General features: G+C 67.6%; 16 protein-coding genes. 5 read left to right on the top strand and 11 right to left on the bottom strand.

The annotated features are described in order from the left end of the window. Window positions 1-37: 37 nt before the first annotated feature. The 7 genes from OCH239_RS08935 to hslO all read right to left on the bottom strand — a co-directional run bounded on the left by OCH239_RS08935 (window position 38) and on the right by hslO (window position 8,458). Complete coding sequence (locus OCH239_RS08935; RefSeq protein WP_037261264.1) at window positions 38-1,264, bottom strand: class I SAM-dependent RNA methyltransferase; 1,227 nt, start codon at window positions 1,262-1,264, stop codon at window positions 38-40. A 38-nt stretch (window positions 1,265-1,302) separates the two neighbouring features. Further along, the gene (locus OCH239_RS08930; protein ID WP_037261261.1) at window positions 1,303-1,848 is read right to left on the bottom strand and encodes a P-loop NTPase family protein; all 546 of its coding nucleotides are present in this window, start codon (window positions 1,846-1,848) and stop codon (window positions 1,303-1,305) included. Next, window positions 1,845-3,677, bottom strand: coding sequence for an ABC transporter ATP-binding protein (locus tag OCH239_RS08925; RefSeq protein WP_037261260.1), 1,833 nt, complete (start codon window positions 3,675-3,677; stop codon window positions 1,845-1,847). Before OCH239_RS08925 ends, OCH239_RS08930 begins: the two co-directional genes overlap by 4 nt. A gap of 51 nt (window positions 3,678-3,728) precedes the next feature. Further along, window positions 3,729-5,579, bottom strand: coding sequence for an ABC transporter ATP-binding protein (locus OCH239_RS08920; protein ID WP_037261257.1), 1,851 nt, complete (start codon window positions 5,577-5,579; stop codon window positions 3,729-3,731). 128 nt (window positions 5,580-5,707) lie between these two features. After that, on the bottom strand, window positions 5,708-6,859 hold the full coding sequence (locus OCH239_RS08915; RefSeq protein WP_037261256.1) for a CCA tRNA nucleotidyltransferase: 1,152 nt from the start codon (window positions 6,857-6,859) through the stop codon (window positions 5,708-5,710). After that, on the bottom strand, window positions 6,850-7,461 hold the full coding sequence (locus tag OCH239_RS08910) for a CoA pyrophosphatase (RefSeq protein WP_037261254.1): 612 nt from the start codon (window positions 7,459-7,461) through the stop codon (window positions 6,850-6,852). Before OCH239_RS08910 ends, OCH239_RS08915 begins: the two co-directional genes overlap by 10 nt. Next, window positions 7,445-8,458, bottom strand: a complete 1,014-nt coding sequence (gene hslO / locus OCH239_RS08905; protein WP_037261251.1) for an Hsp33 family molecular chaperone HslO — start codon at window positions 8,456-8,458, stop codon at window positions 7,445-7,447. The genes OCH239_RS08910 and hslO overlap by 17 nt, the downstream gene beginning before the upstream one ends. 78 nt (window positions 8,459-8,536) lie before the next feature. Here hslO and OCH239_RS08900 point away from each other — a divergent pair, with 78 nt between their 5' ends. Then, window positions 8,537-9,025: an NUDIX hydrolase gene (locus tag OCH239_RS08900; RefSeq protein ID WP_051489388.1), complete on the top strand. Its 489-nt coding sequence runs from the start codon at window positions 8,537-8,539 to the stop codon at window positions 9,023-9,025. Here the strand turns inward: OCH239_RS08900 and OCH239_RS08895 are convergent. Continuing rightward, a complete protein-coding gene (locus tag OCH239_RS08895; RefSeq protein WP_037261248.1) occupies window positions 8,962-10,239 on the bottom strand; it encodes a PP2C family protein-serine/threonine phosphatase in 1,278 nt (425 codons plus the stop codon). The genes OCH239_RS08900 and OCH239_RS08895 overlap by 64 nt on opposite strands. Before the next feature lie 133 nt (window positions 10,240-10,372). Here OCH239_RS08895 and OCH239_RS08890 point away from each other — a divergent pair, with 133 nt between their 5' ends. Beyond that, window positions 10,373-10,705 carry an Hpt domain-containing protein gene (locus tag OCH239_RS08890; protein WP_037261245.1) on the top strand — a complete coding sequence of 111 codons (333 nt, stop codon included), beginning with the start codon at window positions 10,373-10,375 and terminating at the stop codon, window positions 10,703-10,705. Between the two features lie 9 nt (window positions 10,706-10,714). Here the strand turns inward: OCH239_RS08890 and ilvA are convergent, their stop codons facing one another. After that, window positions 10,715-11,938 (bottom strand): threonine ammonia-lyase IlvA, encoded by a 1,224-nt coding sequence (ilvA, locus tag OCH239_RS08885; protein WP_037261457.1) that lies wholly within the window; start codon window positions 11,936-11,938, stop codon window positions 10,715-10,717. A gap of 108 nt (window positions 11,939-12,046) precedes the next feature. On the opposite strand from ilvA, the gene OCH239_RS08880 reads away from it, so the two are divergent. From OCH239_RS08880 to OCH239_RS08870, 3 genes are all read left to right on the top strand, one after another. Beyond that, window positions 12,047-13,279 (top strand): argininosuccinate synthase, encoded by a 1,233-nt coding sequence (locus tag OCH239_RS08880; protein WP_037261242.1) that lies wholly within the window; start codon window positions 12,047-12,049, stop codon window positions 13,277-13,279. Window positions 13,280-13,351: 72 nt separating this feature from the next. Continuing rightward, on the top strand, window positions 13,352-13,636 hold the full coding sequence (locus tag OCH239_RS08875; RefSeq protein WP_037261240.1) for an SCP2 sterol-binding domain-containing protein: 285 nt from the start codon (window positions 13,352-13,354) through the stop codon (window positions 13,634-13,636). Between the two features lie 154 nt (window positions 13,637-13,790). Then, complete coding sequence (locus OCH239_RS08870; RefSeq protein ID WP_037261238.1) at window positions 13,791-14,207, top strand: DUF1810 domain-containing protein; 417 nt, start codon at window positions 13,791-13,793, stop codon at window positions 14,205-14,207. Between the two features lie 166 nt (window positions 14,208-14,373). Here OCH239_RS08870 and OCH239_RS08865 read toward each other — a convergent pair whose 3' ends face one another. Continuing rightward, window positions 14,374-15,087 (bottom strand): sulfotransferase-like domain-containing protein, encoded by a 714-nt coding sequence (locus OCH239_RS08865; protein ID WP_037261236.1) that lies wholly within the window; start codon window positions 15,085-15,087, stop codon window positions 14,374-14,376. 124 nt (window positions 15,088-15,211) lie between these two features. Continuing rightward, the gene (locus OCH239_RS08860) at window positions 15,212-15,856 is read right to left on the bottom strand and encodes a MotE family protein (RefSeq protein ID WP_157577833.1); all 645 of its coding nucleotides are present in this window, start codon (window positions 15,854-15,856) and stop codon (window positions 15,212-15,214) included. Window position 15,857 lies beyond the last annotated feature (1 nt).

Genomic DNA, 15,857 nt, shown 5'->3' with positions numbered 1-15,857 from the left:
GGCTCACGATCCGGTGAGAACTGTGGGCGATTTTCGCTTAAGACAGGGTTAACTGCGCCACGATTTCGACATGGGTAGACCACCGGAACTGGTCGACGACTTGTACCCAATCGAGACGGTAGCCTGCCCGGATCAGCGTCGCGCTGTCGCGCGCGAAGGTGACGGGATTGCACGAGACATGGGCGATGCGTGGAACCTGGGCCTCGGCGATCTCGGCCACCTGCGCCTCCGCCCCGGCGCGGGGCGGGTCCATGACCACCGCATCATAGGCTTCGAGGTCGCCGGCGATGACAGGGGCCCGGAAGAGGTCCCTCGCCTCGGTCGTGACCTTACGCAATCCGCCCGCATGCCGCCAGCCGGCGTCGAGCGCAGCGAGCATGGCGCGGCTGGCCTCGATCGCGTGAACCTCGGCACGGTCCGAGAGCGGAAGGGCGAACGTCCCGCATCCGGAGAAGAGGTCCGCGACCCGCTTGGCTCCGCCCACGGCCTCGAACACGCCGTCGCGCAGCGCCGCTTCGCCCTGTGGCGTCGCCTGCAGAAACGCGCCGGGCGGGGGCGTGACGCGGGTGGGGCCGAAGGTGATGTGCGGTGGACGGCGTTCGAGCGTCTCGTCCTCGCCCCATGACAGCCGCGCAAGGTCGTTGTCTTCGGCCAGCCGCGCAAGCTCGACGCGGAGCGCCCCGTCGGCGGGTTTGCCGCCGCGCACCACGATATCGAGCCCCGCTTCGCTCCGTGTCACGGCGACGTCGAGTTCTCCCTTCCGGCTGCCTCCGAGCCGCGCGAGTTCCTCGGCCAGCGGCAGCGCATGCGCGATGTCGGGATGCACGACGAGGCAGTCCGGGACGGAGACGATGACGTCCGACCGCTTCTGGTGGAAGCCCGCCAGCGCTCCGCCCTTGGTGCGCCGGGAGGAGAAGGTCGCCCGACGGCGGGACCTCGGCGGCGATGTCGCGATCTTGCGGAACTCCGTCTCGATGCCGTGGGCCGCGAGCGCAGTTGCGACGACGTCCTGCTTCCAGCCGGCAACGAACGCGTCCGAGGCGTGCTGAACCTGACATCCGCCACAGGCCTTTGCGTGGCGGCAGGGCGGCGCAACGCGGTCGGGCGAGGGGGTGACGATCCTGGGTTTCGCCAGGATGTCTCCGGCGATCTCGCCCGACACCTCCTCGCCCGGCAGGGCGCCCGGGACGAAGATCGTCTGACTGTCCGCATGGGCGATTCCGTCCCCGAGATGGCCGAGGCGGTCGATTGTCAGCGTGGGCATGGCAGGCTCTGGCGTTCCGGTTCGGGGCTGGGCCCCGTCTACGCGCGGGCGGCGTGGACCGAAAGACCCTCGATGCCGCGTTCGAACCGCGAGACGAAGGCGCGAACCTCGCGCGGCGAGCGCAAGTGGTGGACCTCGGCATGGTCCTCCGCCGCCCGGATGACCGAGAGCATGCGCGCCCGCATCTCGGCGCGCGAGGACCAGATCCAGCGCCAGAATTCCGGATCCACGTGATCCCGGCAGCCGTCGGCGAGGTCGGGGCGCGTCCGGCCATAGCTGATTGCCGTGCGCCGCAGCACCCGGGCGAAGCGGAGCGGCAGCGGCAGGTCGAGCGCGATCACCGTGTCGGCTCGAGCGAGGCGGGTATGGCAGGTGGCGAAGTAATTGCCCTCGATGATCCAGGCGGGCAGGTGCGCCGCGTCCAGCATGTCGCGATCCCGGGCGGCGCGGTCGCGCGGCACCCAGCCCGGGGACCAGTGCAGGCGGTCGAGATGCACCACCGGCAGCCCGGTGCGGTCGCCGAGCCGGCGGGCGAGCCACGACTTGCCCGCTCCCGATTGGCCCACGATCATGATCCGTTTCACTCCGCCGCCTCCTGCGTCCGGATGAAGCCGCCCGATTGCCTGTCCCAGTAGCGCGCGTAGAGCCCTCGTTTCCCAAGGAGCTCGCGATGCGTGCCGATCTCGGCGATCCGGCCGTCGTGCATCACGACGATGCGGTCCATATGCGCGATTGTCGAGAGCCGGTGCGCGATGGCGAGTACCGTCTTGCCCTCCATGACCCTTTCGAGGGCATTCTGGATCTGCGCCTCGACCTCGCTGTCGAGCGCTGACGTGGCCTCGTCCAGAACGAGGATCGGCGCATCCTTCAGGATCGCCCGTGCGAGGGCGATTCGCTGCCGCTGGCCGCCGGAGAGCTTCACGCCTCGCTCGCCGAGATGCGCATCGTACCCCTTGCGGCCCTCGTGGTCCTGCATGACCTCGATGAAGTCGTGCGCCTCGGCGCGGCGCGCCGCCTCGATCACATCCTCGAAGGTCGCATCGGGCGATCCGTAACGGATGTTCTCGAAGGCCGAGCGATTGAACATCGCGGTTTCCTGCGTGACCATCCCGATCCTTGCGCGCAGGGATTCCTGGCTGACCTTCGCGATGTCCTGCCCGTCGATCGAGATCTGGCCCTCCTCGGTGTCGTACATTCGCAGAAGGAGCGAGACGAGCGTCGACTTGCCCGCCCCCGACGCGCCGACCACCGCAAGCTTCTCGCCCGGCCGGATCTCGAGATCGATATCCTCGAGCCCGCCGACATCGTGGCCGTAGCGGAACGTGAGATCCTCGATCCTGATGTGGCCGTCGGTCACCTGAAGCTCGCCTGCATCTTCTGCGTCGCGCAGCGTGTAGGGCGGGGTCAGCGTGCGCATCCCGTCCTCGGTCTCGCCAACATTGGCGTAGACGGCCATCAGCGTGTGGCTGACCCAGCCGGTCATCTGCGCGAGCCGCAGGGCCACGGCGCCCGTCGCCGCGATGTCGCCGGCGGAGAGGCTGCCGGTGTTCCAGAGCAGGAGCGCGCCGCCCACCATAAAGACCGGCAGCAGCCCCGCCAGCATCACCAGCCAGAAGCGGAACGCCGTCGCCACGGCGCCGTAGGCGAGCGTGCGGGTCCGGAACGTGTCCATCGCGTTCAGCGCGGCGCGGTCCTCGTGGTCGGCATGGGCGAAGAGCTTGACCGTCTTGATGTTGGTGACGGTGTCGACGATCTGCCCGGTGACGTTGGCGCGGGCCCCGGCCCGCGCCTTGGACGTGCGGCGCACGCGCGGCATGAAGTAGCGGATCATCGCCCCGTAGCCGATGAGCCAGACGAGCAGCCCCGCGCCGATGGCGGGATGAACCGTGCCCACCAGAATGATCGCTCCCACGAACGATGCGAGCGCGACGAGGATCGAGGTCACAATCTCGACCACCACGTCCGTGAGGGCGCGCGCGGTCTGCATCTCCTTCTGCGCGATCCGGCCGGCGAAGTCGTTGTCGAAGAACGTCGTCGCCTGCCCGATCGTGTAGCGGTTGATGCGTGACAGGACGAGATTGAACACGTTGGGCTGGATGACCATCGTATTGAAATACGTGCTCGCGACATAGGCGAGGGGGCGCAGCGCCACGAAAAACAGCGTTGCCCCGACCAGCGTCATCGTGGCCTCGGTGAAGACCGATCCTTCCGCGGCGAGCGCCGCGTCGACGACCAGCCCGAGCACCATCGCCGCGGCGACCTCGATCACACCAAGCATGATGGCCAGCAGCGAGCCCGCGAGAAGTACCGTCCAGGCACCCTCGAGCGCCCACCGGATGAAGGCGATCAGCGTGCGCGGCGGCGGGCCGGACGCGGGCTCGAAGGGGTCGATCCAGTCGGAGGGACGTCTCATGGGCAATCTACCTGTGTCACCGTGCCGGCGATGCAACCGCGGCCCGTCCGCTCACTCCGCCGCCTCTGCGTCCATCGCGAGAAAACCGCCCGATTGCCGGGCCCAGAAGACGGCATATAGACCGCCCTCCGCCAGGAGCTCGGAATGGGTGCCCTCCTCGACGATGCGGCCGTCGTCCATGACGAGGATCCGGTCCATGTGGGCGATGGTTGAGAGCCGGTGCGCGATAGCGATCACCGTCTTGCCCTCCATCATGCCGTAGAGCGTGTCCTGGATCGCCGCCTCGACCTCCGAATCGAGCGCCGAGGTGGCTTCGTCGAGCACGAGCACCGGCGCATCCTTGAGGATCACGCGGGCGAGTGCGATGCGCTGGCGCTGGCCGCCCGAGAGCTTGACGCCCCGCTCGCCGACACGCGCGTCATAGCCGGTCCTGCCGTCCGCGTCGCGCAGCCCGAGGATGAAGTCGTGGGCCTGCGCCTGCCGTGCCGCCGCGATCATCTCCTCCTCGCCGGCGTCGGGCCGGCCGTAGAGAATGTTCTCGCGCACCGATCGGTGTAGCAGCGCCGAATCCTGCTGCACCATGCCAATACGTCGGCGGAGGCTTTCTTGCGTCACCGCCGAGATGTCCTGCCCATCGATGCGGATCGAACCGCCCTCGGCGTCGTAGAACCGCAGCAGCAGCTTCACGAGCGTCGACTTGCCCGCGCCCGACCGCCCGACGAGGCCGACCTTCTCTCCCGGCGCGATCGTGAGCGTGATCGCGTCGAGCCCGCCGCGGCCCTTGCCGTAATGATGTGACAGACGGTCGATCTCGATCCGGCCCTCGGAGAGCCGCATCTCCTCCGCATCCGCTCTGTCCCTTAGCGCGATGGGCTGGGCGATCGTCTCCATGCCTTCGGCGACGACGCCGAGCTGCTGGAAGAAGTTGGTCATAGCCCACATGATCCAGCCCGTCATCGCGTTGAGCCTGAGCGTCAGCGCCGTCGCCGCGGCGACCGTGCCCACGGTCGCGACGCCGAGGCCCCAGAACCACAGCGCCATGCCGACGACGGACACGATCAGGAACCCGTTGAGCGCGGTGAGACAGACATCCATGATCGTGTAGAGCCGCATCTCGTTTGCGAAGGTGCGGCGGGCCTCGTCGATCGCCTCCTTGCCATAGGCGACTTCGCGGTCGTGGTGGGCGAACATCTTGACCGAATGGATGTTGGTGTAGCTGTCGACGACCCGTCCCGTGACGAAGCTGCGCGCATCGGACGCCGCCTGGCTCGCCGGTTTCACGCGGCGCACCGTCCAGCGCATCAGCAGCATCCACAGGCCGAACCACACCGCGAGTGGCAGCATCATCCACGGATCGGACCCGCCGAGAAGAACGAATGACCCGATCACGTAGGCGAACGAGTAGGCGAGCGCGTCGAAGACCTGGAACACGGCCTCGCCGGCCGCCGGGGGCGTCTGCATGATCCGGTTGGCGATGCGGCCCGCGAAATCGTCCTCGAACCAGCCGACCGATTGCCGCAGGACGTGGCGATGCGCACGCCAGCGGAAGAGCGTGCCGTAATTCGGCATGATCGCGTTGTTCAGGATCAGCACATCGAGTGCCTGCAGGATCGGCCGCAGGATCAGCACGAAGAGGCCGAGCCCTATCAGCGCCCAGCCATGCTGATCCCAGACCTCCTGCGGCGAGGCGGCGAGGATGTCGACGACCCAGCCCATCGCCCAGATCAGCACCAGCTCCACCAATGCAACGGCAATCGCGAGCAGACCTGCGAAGATGAAGACCGTGCGGAACGGTTTCGAATATTCCAGCATGAACGGCAGGAGCCGCCTGGGCGGCGTGTCCGTCTCGGGATAATCGCCGTAAGGATCGACGAGGCCTTCGAAAAAGCGGAAGAGGCGCACCGGATCGCTCCCTGGACTGGATGATGAGGCGACCGGCGGCGAGAAGACGCAGGCCGGCATGCTGCCTGCAAGTTAGGTCCGGGGCGCGGCCGATGCAAATGGCGGATCGGATCCGGAGTGACGGGCGCTCAAAGTGCCAGAAGTTGTTCGCGCGTCGCGCTGAAGCCCGAGGAGATCCAGGCCTCCTCGAGGTCTTTCAGCCTTTTGCCGAGAGCGGGTCCCTCGTAGGCGGGCTGCAGGTCCCGCGGCTTGACCGGAAGCTTCCGCCGACCGCCGCGGGCGGCGCGGGACAGGGCGTCCGTGGGCATCTGCTCCCCCAGGCTGGCGCTGCGGATGAGGAGGGCGTCGCGCGCCGTCTCCTCGCCGAACCGGTAGCCAAGCTCCTCGGCTCCCGCCCCGTGTTCGACGGCGGCGAAGATCGCCGTGAGGGATCTGCTTTCCGCCTTGGAGAGCCGCAGCGCGGCGCCGTCGCGATGGCCGAGCGCGGCCAGTCGGCGGAGCGGCGCCGGTGCCACCCCGGCAAGCGCCTCGAGATGCACGAGCGGCGCGAGCGCGCGCGGCGACGTTCCGGGCAAAGTCGCGGCCAGCGCGCCGGTCGCCTCCATGGCCGCCACGGCGGGGGCGGGGTCCGGTGCGCGGAGGAGTTTCCGGATTTCCTGACCGATCCGCTCGCGCGAGAGCTGCGCGATCCCGTCCAGATTGGACGCGATGGCGGCGAGCGCGTCCGCGTCCATGCCCGCCTCGGCGTCGGCATACCACGCGGAGAAGCGGAAGAACCGCAGGATGCGGAGGTAATCCTCTCGGATGCGGCGTTCGGGATCTTCGATGAAGCGCAGGCGCCGCGCCTGCAGGTCGGCAAGGCCACCGAGCGGATCGACGATCTCGCCGCCCGCACCGGCATAGAGCGCGTTCATGGTAAAGTCGCGCCGCCGCGCGTCTTCGAGCACGTCGTCCGAGAAGCGCACCACCGCGCGGCGGCCGTCCGTCTCGACATCGGCCCGGAACGTCGTGACCTCGTAGCCGGTGCCGTCCGAGACGACCGTGACAGTGCCGTGATCCACACCGGTCGGGACCGCCTTGAGCCTGGCAGCCTCGCAGAGCTCCATCACCCTCTCGGGGCGCGCATCCGTGCAGATGTCCACGTCGTCCACCGGGGCATCGAGCAGCGCGTTGCGCACACAGCCGCCGACCGCATAGGCCGCGTGCCCGCCGCCCGCGAGCATCGAGAACACCGCCTGCGTCGCGGGGCGGCTCAGCCATTCGGCATCCCTCAGTCGCACGCGGCCATCCGGTCGGCGAGGCCGCGCAGCACCCGCGCCGTGGCGCCCCAGATGTAGTAGGGGCCGAAGGGCACGGTGTAGTAGTGCCGCCGCGTGCCGCGCCAGCGGCGGTACTGGACGCTGAAGCGCGCGGGGTCGGAGACATGCGCGAAGGGGACGGTGAAGATCTCTTCACATTCGCCGGGCTCAGCGACGGGCGTGAAGGGGCCCGTGATCAGACCGATCACGGGGGCCATCGAGAAGCCGGTGACGGTCTCGTGCACCGGCAGGTGGCCGAGGATCTCCACCGACGATCTGGGCAGTCCGATCTCCTCCTCGGCCTCACGCAGGGCCGCGTCGGTGGCGTCGCGGTCCGTCTCTTCCTGCTTGCCGCCGGGAAAGGCGATTTGGCCGGGATGGTGTTTCAGCCGCGAGGAGCGCTTGGTCAGTACGACGCGCAACTCCCCGTCCCGCTCCCAAAGCGGCACGAGGACGCCGGCCGGGCGCAGGGTCCGGCCCTCGGGCAGGAGGGTGTCGGGGTTCAGGTCGAAATCCGAGGACCGGTCACCGGGCGCCGAAAGCGCCCGGCTCAGGTGCTCGAGTGCCTCACGCGGAGGTGTCATTCCCGTCGCTCCCGCCCTGAGGCGCCTCGGGCGCGTCGAAGCCGAGCGTCGCCGGATCGAGCACGTAATGCGCGCCGCAGAACTGGCAGTCGGCGGTCACGACGCCCTCGTCGGTGGTCATCTTCTGGATGTCCTTGGCCGAGTAGATCGACAGCGACTGGCGCACCCTGTCCTCCGAGCACGTGCAGCCGAACCGGACCGGCTGGGTGTCGAAGACCCGCGGCGTCTCCTCGTGGAAGAGCCGCACCAGAAGGTCGGTCGGCGGCAGGGAGGGGCCGATCAGCTCCATCTCCTCCACCGTGTCGAGGTGGAAGTTGGCGCGGTTCCAGTCCTCGCCCTCGTCGTCGCCCAGAAGATCGCCCGCGGCCAGCAGTCCGCCTTCGCCGGAGCCGCTGCCCGAGACATGCGGCGAGGCCTTCGGCATGTGCTGCAGCATGATGCCGCCTGCACGCCAATGCTCCTGCCCGCCTTTCTCGGTCGAGCGGCCGAACTTCAGCTGGAAGCGCGTCGGCAGCTGCTCGGACTGCGCGAAATAGGCCTCGGCGGCTTCGGAGAGCGTCGTCGTGATCAGCGGTGTGATGCCCTGATAGGGCTGCATTCCTTGGCCCTGATCGATCATGATCGCGAAGTAGCCCTCGCCGACATTCTCCATCGGCGCGCCGCCGACGCGGTCGCGGTCGAAGCTCGCATAGGCGCGGATGCGGGCGGGCTCGCCCTCCTTCTCTGGGGCGTAGAAATCGGTGGCGATCATCCGTACGGGGCCCTTGGACTGGACCTGCAGGGAGAGCTTCCAGCGCAGCTTCATCGTCTGGCCGATGAGGGCCGTCAGCAGCGCCATCTCCGCGACGAGCGCTTCGACCGGCGCGGGGTAGTCGTGCTGTTTGAGGATTCCGTCCAGGACGCCGTCGAGCCGCGCCACCCGGCCGCGGATGTCCGAGCGGTCGAGCTGAAAGGGCAGGACCGTGTCGTCCCAGGCGAGCTTTGTGCCGAGTGTCATGGGCTTTCCTTGTGGCGCGGGGATTGGCATATCGGCCCCATATATGCAGCGCAAGCATAGGTCCAAGGGGGTCCTTCCATGACACGACGCTTCGGCCCGCCGCCCGAGCCCGGACGGCGCTACACCCGTCGCGCCGGCGCTTACGCCATCCTCATGCGCGGGCGGGATCTTCTGTTGACCTGGCAAAGCGAGCCGAACCCCGAGTTGCAGCTACCGGGAGGCGGGATTGATCCGGGCGAAAGTCCGGTGCGGGCGCTGCACCGCGAGGTCTTCGAGGAGACCGGCTGGACGATCGCGGCGCCGCGCCGGCTCGGCGCGTTTCGCCGTTTCGTCTACATGCCAGATTACGACATGTGGGCCGAGAAGCTCTGCATGATCTATCTCGCCCGGCCGGTGATGCAGATCGGCCCGCCGACCGATGCCGGGCACGAGGCGGTCTGGATTGCGCCGCATCTTGCCGCAAGGACGCTCGGCAATGACGGCGACCGAAGCTTCGTTGCGCGTTACCTCGCGGGCGGTCCGTATTCGAGAAGCGCTGCCGAGACGTCGTCGTCGAGCCGGGACTGAACCGGCATCTCCTGCGTGAGCCGCCAGAAGAGATCGTCGAGGAACTCTGTCCCACGCGCATCGCCGCACTCGCTCACCAAGCGCATGAGCCCCTCCTCGCCGAGCATGTCGCCGGTTCGGGTCATGGCTTCGGTGAAGCCGTCCGAATAGAGCAGCAGACGGTCCCCCGGCGACAGGCGCAGCGCCGTGGTTTCGTGCCGGACTTCGCCGATCAGGCCCACCGGCAATCCTGCCGTGCCGACGAAGCAAGGCGGGGCCGCGGCCGGGATCAGCAGAGGGGGAGGGTGACCGGCCTGCACGAAGCGGATCTCAGCTGCAGCAAGGTCGATCGTGGCGTAGACCATGGTCAGGTATTCGTCGACACCCGGATCGGCCACGAGCCGCTGGTTGAGGTGCCAGACCACCTCGTCGGGCTGTCGCATGGCATCGGAACGCTCGGATTTCCGCTCGAGCGCGATGTTGTCGTCGGCGAAGACCGGGTTGAGATAGCTCGCGACGCGGGCGGTCACCATCGCCGAGGTGATGCCGTGCCCCGAGACGTCGAGCGCGTAGAACGCGATCCGGTCGCGGCCGGGGCTGAACATGCCGACGAGATCGCCGCCGACATGGCCGCAGGGCTTGCAGAGGAGGCTGACGGACGCCGCGCCGAAATCGCGGTGGCGCTCCGGCACCAGCGCCTGCTGGATCTTGCGCGCCTGCCGGAGGTCCCGCTCGATCGCCGCATGCGCCTCCTGCAATTCGGCGAGGGTGGCGGTGATCACCTCGGTCTGTTCCATGAGAGCGCGCTGCATCTCGACGATGCGGCCGCCCGCATTGATCCGGGCGCGCAATTCGCTGGTGTTGACGGGTTTGGTCAGGAAGTCGTCGGCACCGGCGTCGAGCCCCTGCGCGACCTCCTCCTTTTCGCTGCGCGAGGTCAGCAGGATGAAGTAGCCAAAGCCGTGGCCGCTGGCGTCACGGAAGCGGCGGCAGAATTCGAGCCCGTCGATCCCCGGCATCATCCAGTCCGACAGGATGATGTCCTGCGGATGATCGGTCAGCAGCGCCAGCGCCTCGTGCCCGTCCCGCGCCTCGGTCACGGCATAGCCCCAACGGCCGAGAAGGCGGGAGAGCATCAGCCGCTGACCGGCGCTGTCGTCCACGACCATGATGCGGAGGGCCGCGCCGGGCGCGGCCTCGGTCGTCTGGCGAACCTGTCGAGAGAGACCGATCATTCACGTCCTCGGGCGGCATCCGGCGGCCTAAGCGACGGTGTACCGGCCTGCGGTTAAGTCTTGCTGAACCGCGCCCGTTTACGCCCTTTTCACCGGTCGGGACGATCATGGTGCGGAATGCGGGAGGGTGCGCATGATCGATTGGGCTCAGGTCTCGCAGCTGCGTGACGAGATCGGGGACGAGGGGTTCGCCGAGATCGCGGCCGCGTTCCTGGCGGAGATCGAGGAAATACTGGACGATCTGCACAGTGGACGAATTGCGGCAGAGAGAATGGAAGGCACCTTTCACGTGCTCAAGGGCAGTGCGCTGAATCTCGGATTGTCGGATTTTGCCGGGATCTGCGCTCAGGCCGAGATCTCGGCCCGCACGGGGCAGCCGATGCCGGATCCCGACTGGCTCGTCGGCGTCTTCCGAGTCGGGCAGGACGCGTTCCTGAAGGAAATGGGCGCCCGCTTCTTCGTCTGAACCGCCCGCTCAGATCAGGAACTGCGCCAGCGTGTCGTTCTCGGTGATATCCTGATAGGTGAAGCCCTCCGCCTCGAGCTTGGCGAAGAGGATCTCGAAATTGCGCGCCTCGGTGGTTTCGATGCCGATCAGAACCGATCCGAAATTGCGCGCCGACTTCTTGAGGTACTCGAACCGCGCGATGTCGTCCTCGGGGCCGAGCACATTCAGGAAGTCCTTCAGCGCTCCCGGGCGCTGCGGTAGCCGCAGGATGAAGTACTTCTTCACGCCGGAGTAGCGCTGCGCGCGTTCCTTGACCTCGGGCAGTCGTTCGAAGTCGAAATTGCCGCCCGAGGCGATGCAGACCACGCGCCGCCCGCGGATCGACTGGCCGAGATCCTTGAGCGCGTCGATGGCCAGCGCCCCCGCGGGCTCGAGCACGATGCCCTCGACGTTCAGCATCTCGAGGATCGTGGTGCAGAGCCTGTCCTCGGGCACCGTCAGGGTATTGGCAAGACCTACGTCGCGCAGGATCTCGAACGGAGCGGCGCCGATCCGGCCCACCGCCGCGCCGTCCGCGAAGGTGTCGACCCGCGGCAGGGGCACCGGCTCGCCGGCCATCAGGGCCGCGCGCAGGCAGGCACCGCCAGAGGGCTCGACCAGCGTGTATTGGGGGCCGGTGCCGAAAAAGCTCAGGAGACCGGCCGAGAGGCCTCCGCCTCCGACGGGAACCACGATGTGATCGGGCGTGCCCATCTCGGCGTCGATCTCCGCGGCGACGCTGGCCTGGCCCTCGATCACGTCCGGATCGTCGAAGGGCGGCAGGAACACCCCGCCCGCGCCCGCGCAATACTCCTGCGCCGCGGCGAGGCACTGGTCGAAATAGTCGCCCACCATGCGGATCTCGATCGCGTCGCCACCGAAGGTGCGCGTCTTCTGGATCTTCTGCTGCGGCGTGGTCACCGGCATGAAGATCACGCCCTTCTTGCCGAAATGCCGGCACATGAAGGCGACACCCTGCGCGTGGTTGCCCGCGCTCGCGCAGACGAAGAGGTCCGCGTCCGGCTTCTTGCGCATGGCATTGAATGCACCGCGCATCTTGTAGGACCGCACCGGGGCCAGATCCTCGCGCTTGAGCCAGATCTCGGCGCCGTAGAGCTTCGAGAGATGCTGGTTCTTCGCCAGAGGCGTCGCGGGAAAGATCTCGCGCATGGCCTCCGCGGCGGCGCGGGCACGGGTGGCAAAGTCGGTCATGATCCCGCAGGTGACCCAGAACGCCGGTCTTGGCAAGCCCGCCGCCTTGCCGCTGGGGCCGAAAGCCGCTATCCGCGCCGCCAGATTTGACGTGAGGAAACCCGAGACATGCCCGCACACGCGCCCAAGAAGGTCGTCCTCGCCTATTCCGGCGGGCTCGACACCTCCATCATCCTCAAGTGGCTGCAGACCGAATACGGTTGCGAGGTGGTGACCTTCACCGCCGACCTCGGTCAGGGCGAGGAGCTGGAGCCGGCGCGACAGAAGGCGGAGCTGCTCGGAATCAAGCCCGAGAATATCTACATCGAGGACGTGCGTGAGGAATTCGTCCGCGACTTCGTCTTTCCGATGTTCCGGGCCAACGCGGTCTACGAGGGGCTCTACCTCCTCGGCACCTCGATCGCGCGGCCGCTGATCTCCAAGCGCCTCGTCGAGATCGCCCACGAGACCGGTGCCGACGCGGTCGCCCACGGTGCGACCGGCAAGGGCAACGACCAAGTGCGCTTCGAGCTCGCCGCCTACGCGCTCGACCCGGACATCAAGGTGATCGCACCCTGGCGCGAATGGGATCTCACCTCGCGCACGAAGCTTCTCGCCTTCGCCGAGGAGAACCAGATCCCGATCGCCAAGGACAAGCGCGGCGAGGCGCCGTTCTCGGTCGATGCGAACCTTCTGCACACCTCCTCCGAGGGCAAGGTGCTCGAGGATCCCGCCGAAGAGGCGCCGGACTACGTCTTCCAGCGCACGGTGCATCCCGAGGACGCGCCGAACGAGCCCGAATTCCTCGAGGTGACTTTCGAGCAGGGTGATGCGGTCGCAATCAACGGCGAGGCGATGTCGCCCGCCACGATCCTGACTGAACTCAACGAGTACGGCCGCCGGCACGGCATCGGACGGCTCGATCTCGTCGAGGGGCGCTTTGTCGGTATGAAGTCCCGCGGCATCTACGAGACCCCGGGCGGCACGATCCTGCTCGAGGCGCATCGCGGCATCGAGCAGATCACGCTCGATCGCGGCGCGGCGCATCTCAAGGACGAGATCATGCCGAAATACGCCGAGCTGATCTACAACGGCTTCTGGTTCAGCCCAGAGCGCGAGATGCTGCAGGCTCTGATCGACCGCAGCCAGACCCACGTGACCGGCACCGTCCGGTTGAAGCTCTACAAGGGGCTCGCGCGCACCGTCGGCCGCTGGTCGGAGCATTCGCTCTATTCCGAGGCGCATGTGACATTCGAGGACGACGCCGGCGCTTACGACCAGAAGGACGCGGCGGGCTTCATCCAGCTCAACGCCCTGCGCCTGAAGCTCCTCGCCGCCCGTGACCGACGCCTCAAGCGCTGAGGTCGCAGCGTCGCGCTTGCCATTGTCGCGCCGCTGCCCTTGGTGGCGGCGCGGCAGGCAGGAGAGACGCCCATGACACTCGAAGACATCCGCGCGAAGCTCCAGCGCGGCCTCGACCGACGCCCGATCGAGGACACGCTGAAGTTCGATTGCGGCGAGGACGGCGCGATCACGCTTTCCGGCAGCGAGGCGCGCCTCGCCGACGCGCCGGCCGATTGCACCATCCGCATCTCGCGGAGCAACCTCGAAAAGCTGATGGGGGGTGCGCTCAACCCGATGACCGCCTTCGCCATGGGCAAGATCAAGGTGTCCGGCGATATGTCCGTGGCGATGAAGCTCTCGCAACTTCTGAAGTAAGCGGCACGGAACGGGCTCGTCGTGGAGCGGCGTCGAGTGGCTCGCTGGGCTCGCATTGGCGCGCCGCGACGCCGCACGGCGGGTGGCAAGCCGCAGGTGATGGCCCGCCTGTGGCTTCGGTTGCTCGGCATTCCGCACGCATTGGGTCAGGTCCATGGCAGAGTTCTCGGAATTTGTGGCGGCTCAGGATCGCGTATGGGCGGACGTGCGCGCGGAATTGCGAGCGGGGCGGAAGACGAGCCACTGGATATGGTTCGTCTTTCCTCAGCTCGCCCACCTCGGCCGATCCGAACGCGCAAGGCATTTCGGGCTGTCGGGGCTCGAGGAAGCTCGCCGATATCACGCCCATTCCGTTCTGGGCTCGCGCCTCGCCGAAGTCGCGGGCCTGTTGATGGACCATCGCGGCACGGAGCCGGCGCTCATCCTCGGCGAGATCGATGCACTCAAGGTCCGCTCCTCAATGACGCTTTTCGAGGCGGTGGCCGGGGCCCCAATCCTCTACGGCCGGATCCTGGACGAGATGTATCACGGCTCGCGATGCGAGGCGACGCGCGCCGAATTGGCCTCGTGATGCCAAACATGTCCGGCATCCGTGGGACCGCCGGGCGCGTTGGCCGCTGCGCTCCCACATGGGGGCGTGGGCGCGCAGCGGGTACTCGTTAACGAACGCACGCATACTGCGTGTATGCAGGATGCACGGAGCCTGCCGTCCGAGAGTTTCAGTCCCGCGACGTTTTTCAGATCTTGTCTTTCGCAAGTTCCTCGTAAGCCGGCATGGCGGCGTCGGCGAGCGCGGCGGCATCTCGGCCGAGTACCGGAAGTGGTCCTTCGGGGCCTGCGAACCCGGTTGAGTTATGGACCGCGTCATACCAGACCGGAGCCCAGACCCCGTCCTGCGCATGGCCGCCGGTGGGCCAGCTCAGCATTGCGGGGTCGAAGGCGATACCGAGGGCCGCGCAGAGGCGTTTCAGCATGAGCTCAGGCGCTGCGCGGATGTCGGCGCTGTCGATCACATGGGCCGAATGCCCTTCTGCGACCAGCTGCCGGTAGAGCTCGACCTGCTGGATGAACCCGATCTCCGGCAATGTGGGGTTCTGGTACTTCGCAGCGAAGCTCGCGACGACCCGCGCCGGGTGCCGGATCAGGAAGACGTTGGCGACAGAGCCGATCCAGTCCCGTGGGATACCCGCGATCATGTGCTGGGACATGTGCTTGTGATAGGCATGCGGTCGGTTTCCGGGAACGGGGCCGGTCAGCTCTTCGATGACCACCCGGGGATCCTGCGACTGAGAGGCCAGAATCTCGGACCGCATCGGATGCTCGAAATCGGTGCGTGCAAGGTATGCCGCGTAGAAGGGCTCGTCCACGACGTGGAAATCGCTCCGGTTCCCGAAGGCGTACATCATCGCGGTCGAGAGGTTTCGCGGCCCGGACCACATCGCGAGTATCATCGTCGCCTCCCTGCAAGCATCCAGCCGGTCCGGCGGGCTGACTTCGCCCCTCCGGACCGGCGATGGGCCGAGGCTATGGCAGAGCGCAGCCCGGGCCAACCGGATCGCGCCGAACTTGCGGGCCTCAGGGCTCCGGCGCGGGTTCGGGCGGGTCTGCGGGTTTCGGAACGTCGGCGTTTCGCCCGGCCAGCATGACGCTGACCCGATAGGCGGCGTCGGGAGACAGGCCCGCCATGATCGCGGCGGCGGATTGCGGCGGCATGCGGCCGAGAAAGCCCGCGGCAAACTCCGGATCCATCTGCTCGAAGAGCGCGGCCGCCTGGCGCGGCTTCATCTGGGCATAGACATCGGTGAGTTGCTTCAGGTCGTTCTCGGCGGCGGATTGGGCCAGAGCGAGGGTCTCACGCAGCTGCTGCTCCGCGTCGGCCAGCGCTGTCATGCGTTCGTCAATCTGGGTTTCGGCCACCCGAAGGGCCTGCATGCGGATCAGAAGATCCCGTTCGCGTTTGTCGAGCCTGCTCTCGCGTTCGCGCAGGGCCTCAAGCAACGCCCCCGCCTTGCCGTTCGGGTCCGCGTTCTCCTCGTGGGCCGTCATGCCGCCCTCCTCGGAAGCCGCTCCCTCGGCGGCGAGCGCCATGAACTGGATCCCCTCCTCCCCTGCTCGAAGAAGCGCCGAGGTGATGAAGAGCCCTCCGATCAGCGCCAGCGTCCCGCGTTTGCGACCGCGGCGGGGCGATGCGGGTCTGCGCGCCTGTTTCCGAGTTTTCATG

The sequence above is a fragment of the Roseivivax halodurans JCM 10272 genome, assembly GCF_000521785.1.
Taxonomy (GTDB): domain Bacteria; phylum Pseudomonadota; class Alphaproteobacteria; order Rhodobacterales; family Rhodobacteraceae; genus Roseivivax; species Roseivivax halodurans.
This window is presented reverse-complemented; position numbering and strand designations above follow the sequence as displayed.

Excerpts from the sequence above, each read along its gene's own strand:
- OCH239_RS08935 (WP_037261264.1), bottom strand. The coding sequence starts at position 1,264 with ATGCCCACGCTGACAATCGACCGCCTCGGCCATCTCGGGGACGGAATC.
- OCH239_RS08925 (WP_037261260.1), bottom strand. The coding sequence starts at position 3,677 with ATGAGACGTCCCTCCGACTGGATCGACCCCTTCGAGCCCGCGTCCGGC.
- OCH239_RS08910 (WP_037261254.1), bottom strand. The coding sequence starts at position 7,461 with ATGACACCTCCGCGTGAGGCACTCGAGCACCTGAGCCGGGCGCTTTCG.
- hslO (WP_037261251.1), bottom strand. The coding sequence starts at position 8,458 with ATGACACTCGGCACAAAGCTCGCCTGGGACGACACGGTCCTGCCCTTT.
- OCH239_RS08900 (WP_051489388.1), top strand. The coding sequence starts at position 8,537 with ATGACACGACGCTTCGGCCCGCCGCCCGAGCCCGGACGGCGCTACACC.
- OCH239_RS08895 (WP_037261248.1), bottom strand. The coding sequence starts at position 10,239 with ATGATCGGTCTCTCTCGACAGGTTCGCCAGACGACCGAGGCCGCGCCC.
- OCH239_RS08890 (WP_037261245.1), top strand. The coding sequence starts at position 10,373 with ATGATCGATTGGGCTCAGGTCTCGCAGCTGCGTGACGAGATCGGGGAC.
- ilvA (WP_037261457.1), bottom strand. The coding sequence starts at position 11,938 with ATGACCGACTTTGCCACCCGTGCCCGCGCCGCCGCGGAGGCCATGCGC.
- OCH239_RS08880 (WP_037261242.1), top strand. The coding sequence starts at position 12,047 with ATGCCCGCACACGCGCCCAAGAAGGTCGTCCTCGCCTATTCCGGCGGG.
- OCH239_RS08875 (WP_037261240.1), top strand. The coding sequence starts at position 13,352 with ATGACACTCGAAGACATCCGCGCGAAGCTCCAGCGCGGCCTCGACCGA.
- OCH239_RS08870 (WP_037261238.1), top strand. The coding sequence starts at position 13,791 with ATGGCAGAGTTCTCGGAATTTGTGGCGGCTCAGGATCGCGTATGGGCG.
- OCH239_RS08865 (WP_037261236.1), bottom strand. The coding sequence starts at position 15,087 with ATGATACTCGCGATGTGGTCCGGGCCGCGAAACCTCTCGACCGCGATG.
- OCH239_RS08860 (WP_157577833.1), bottom strand. The coding sequence starts at position 15,856 with ATGAAAACTCGGAAACAGGCGCGCAGACCCGCATCGCCCCGCCGCGGT.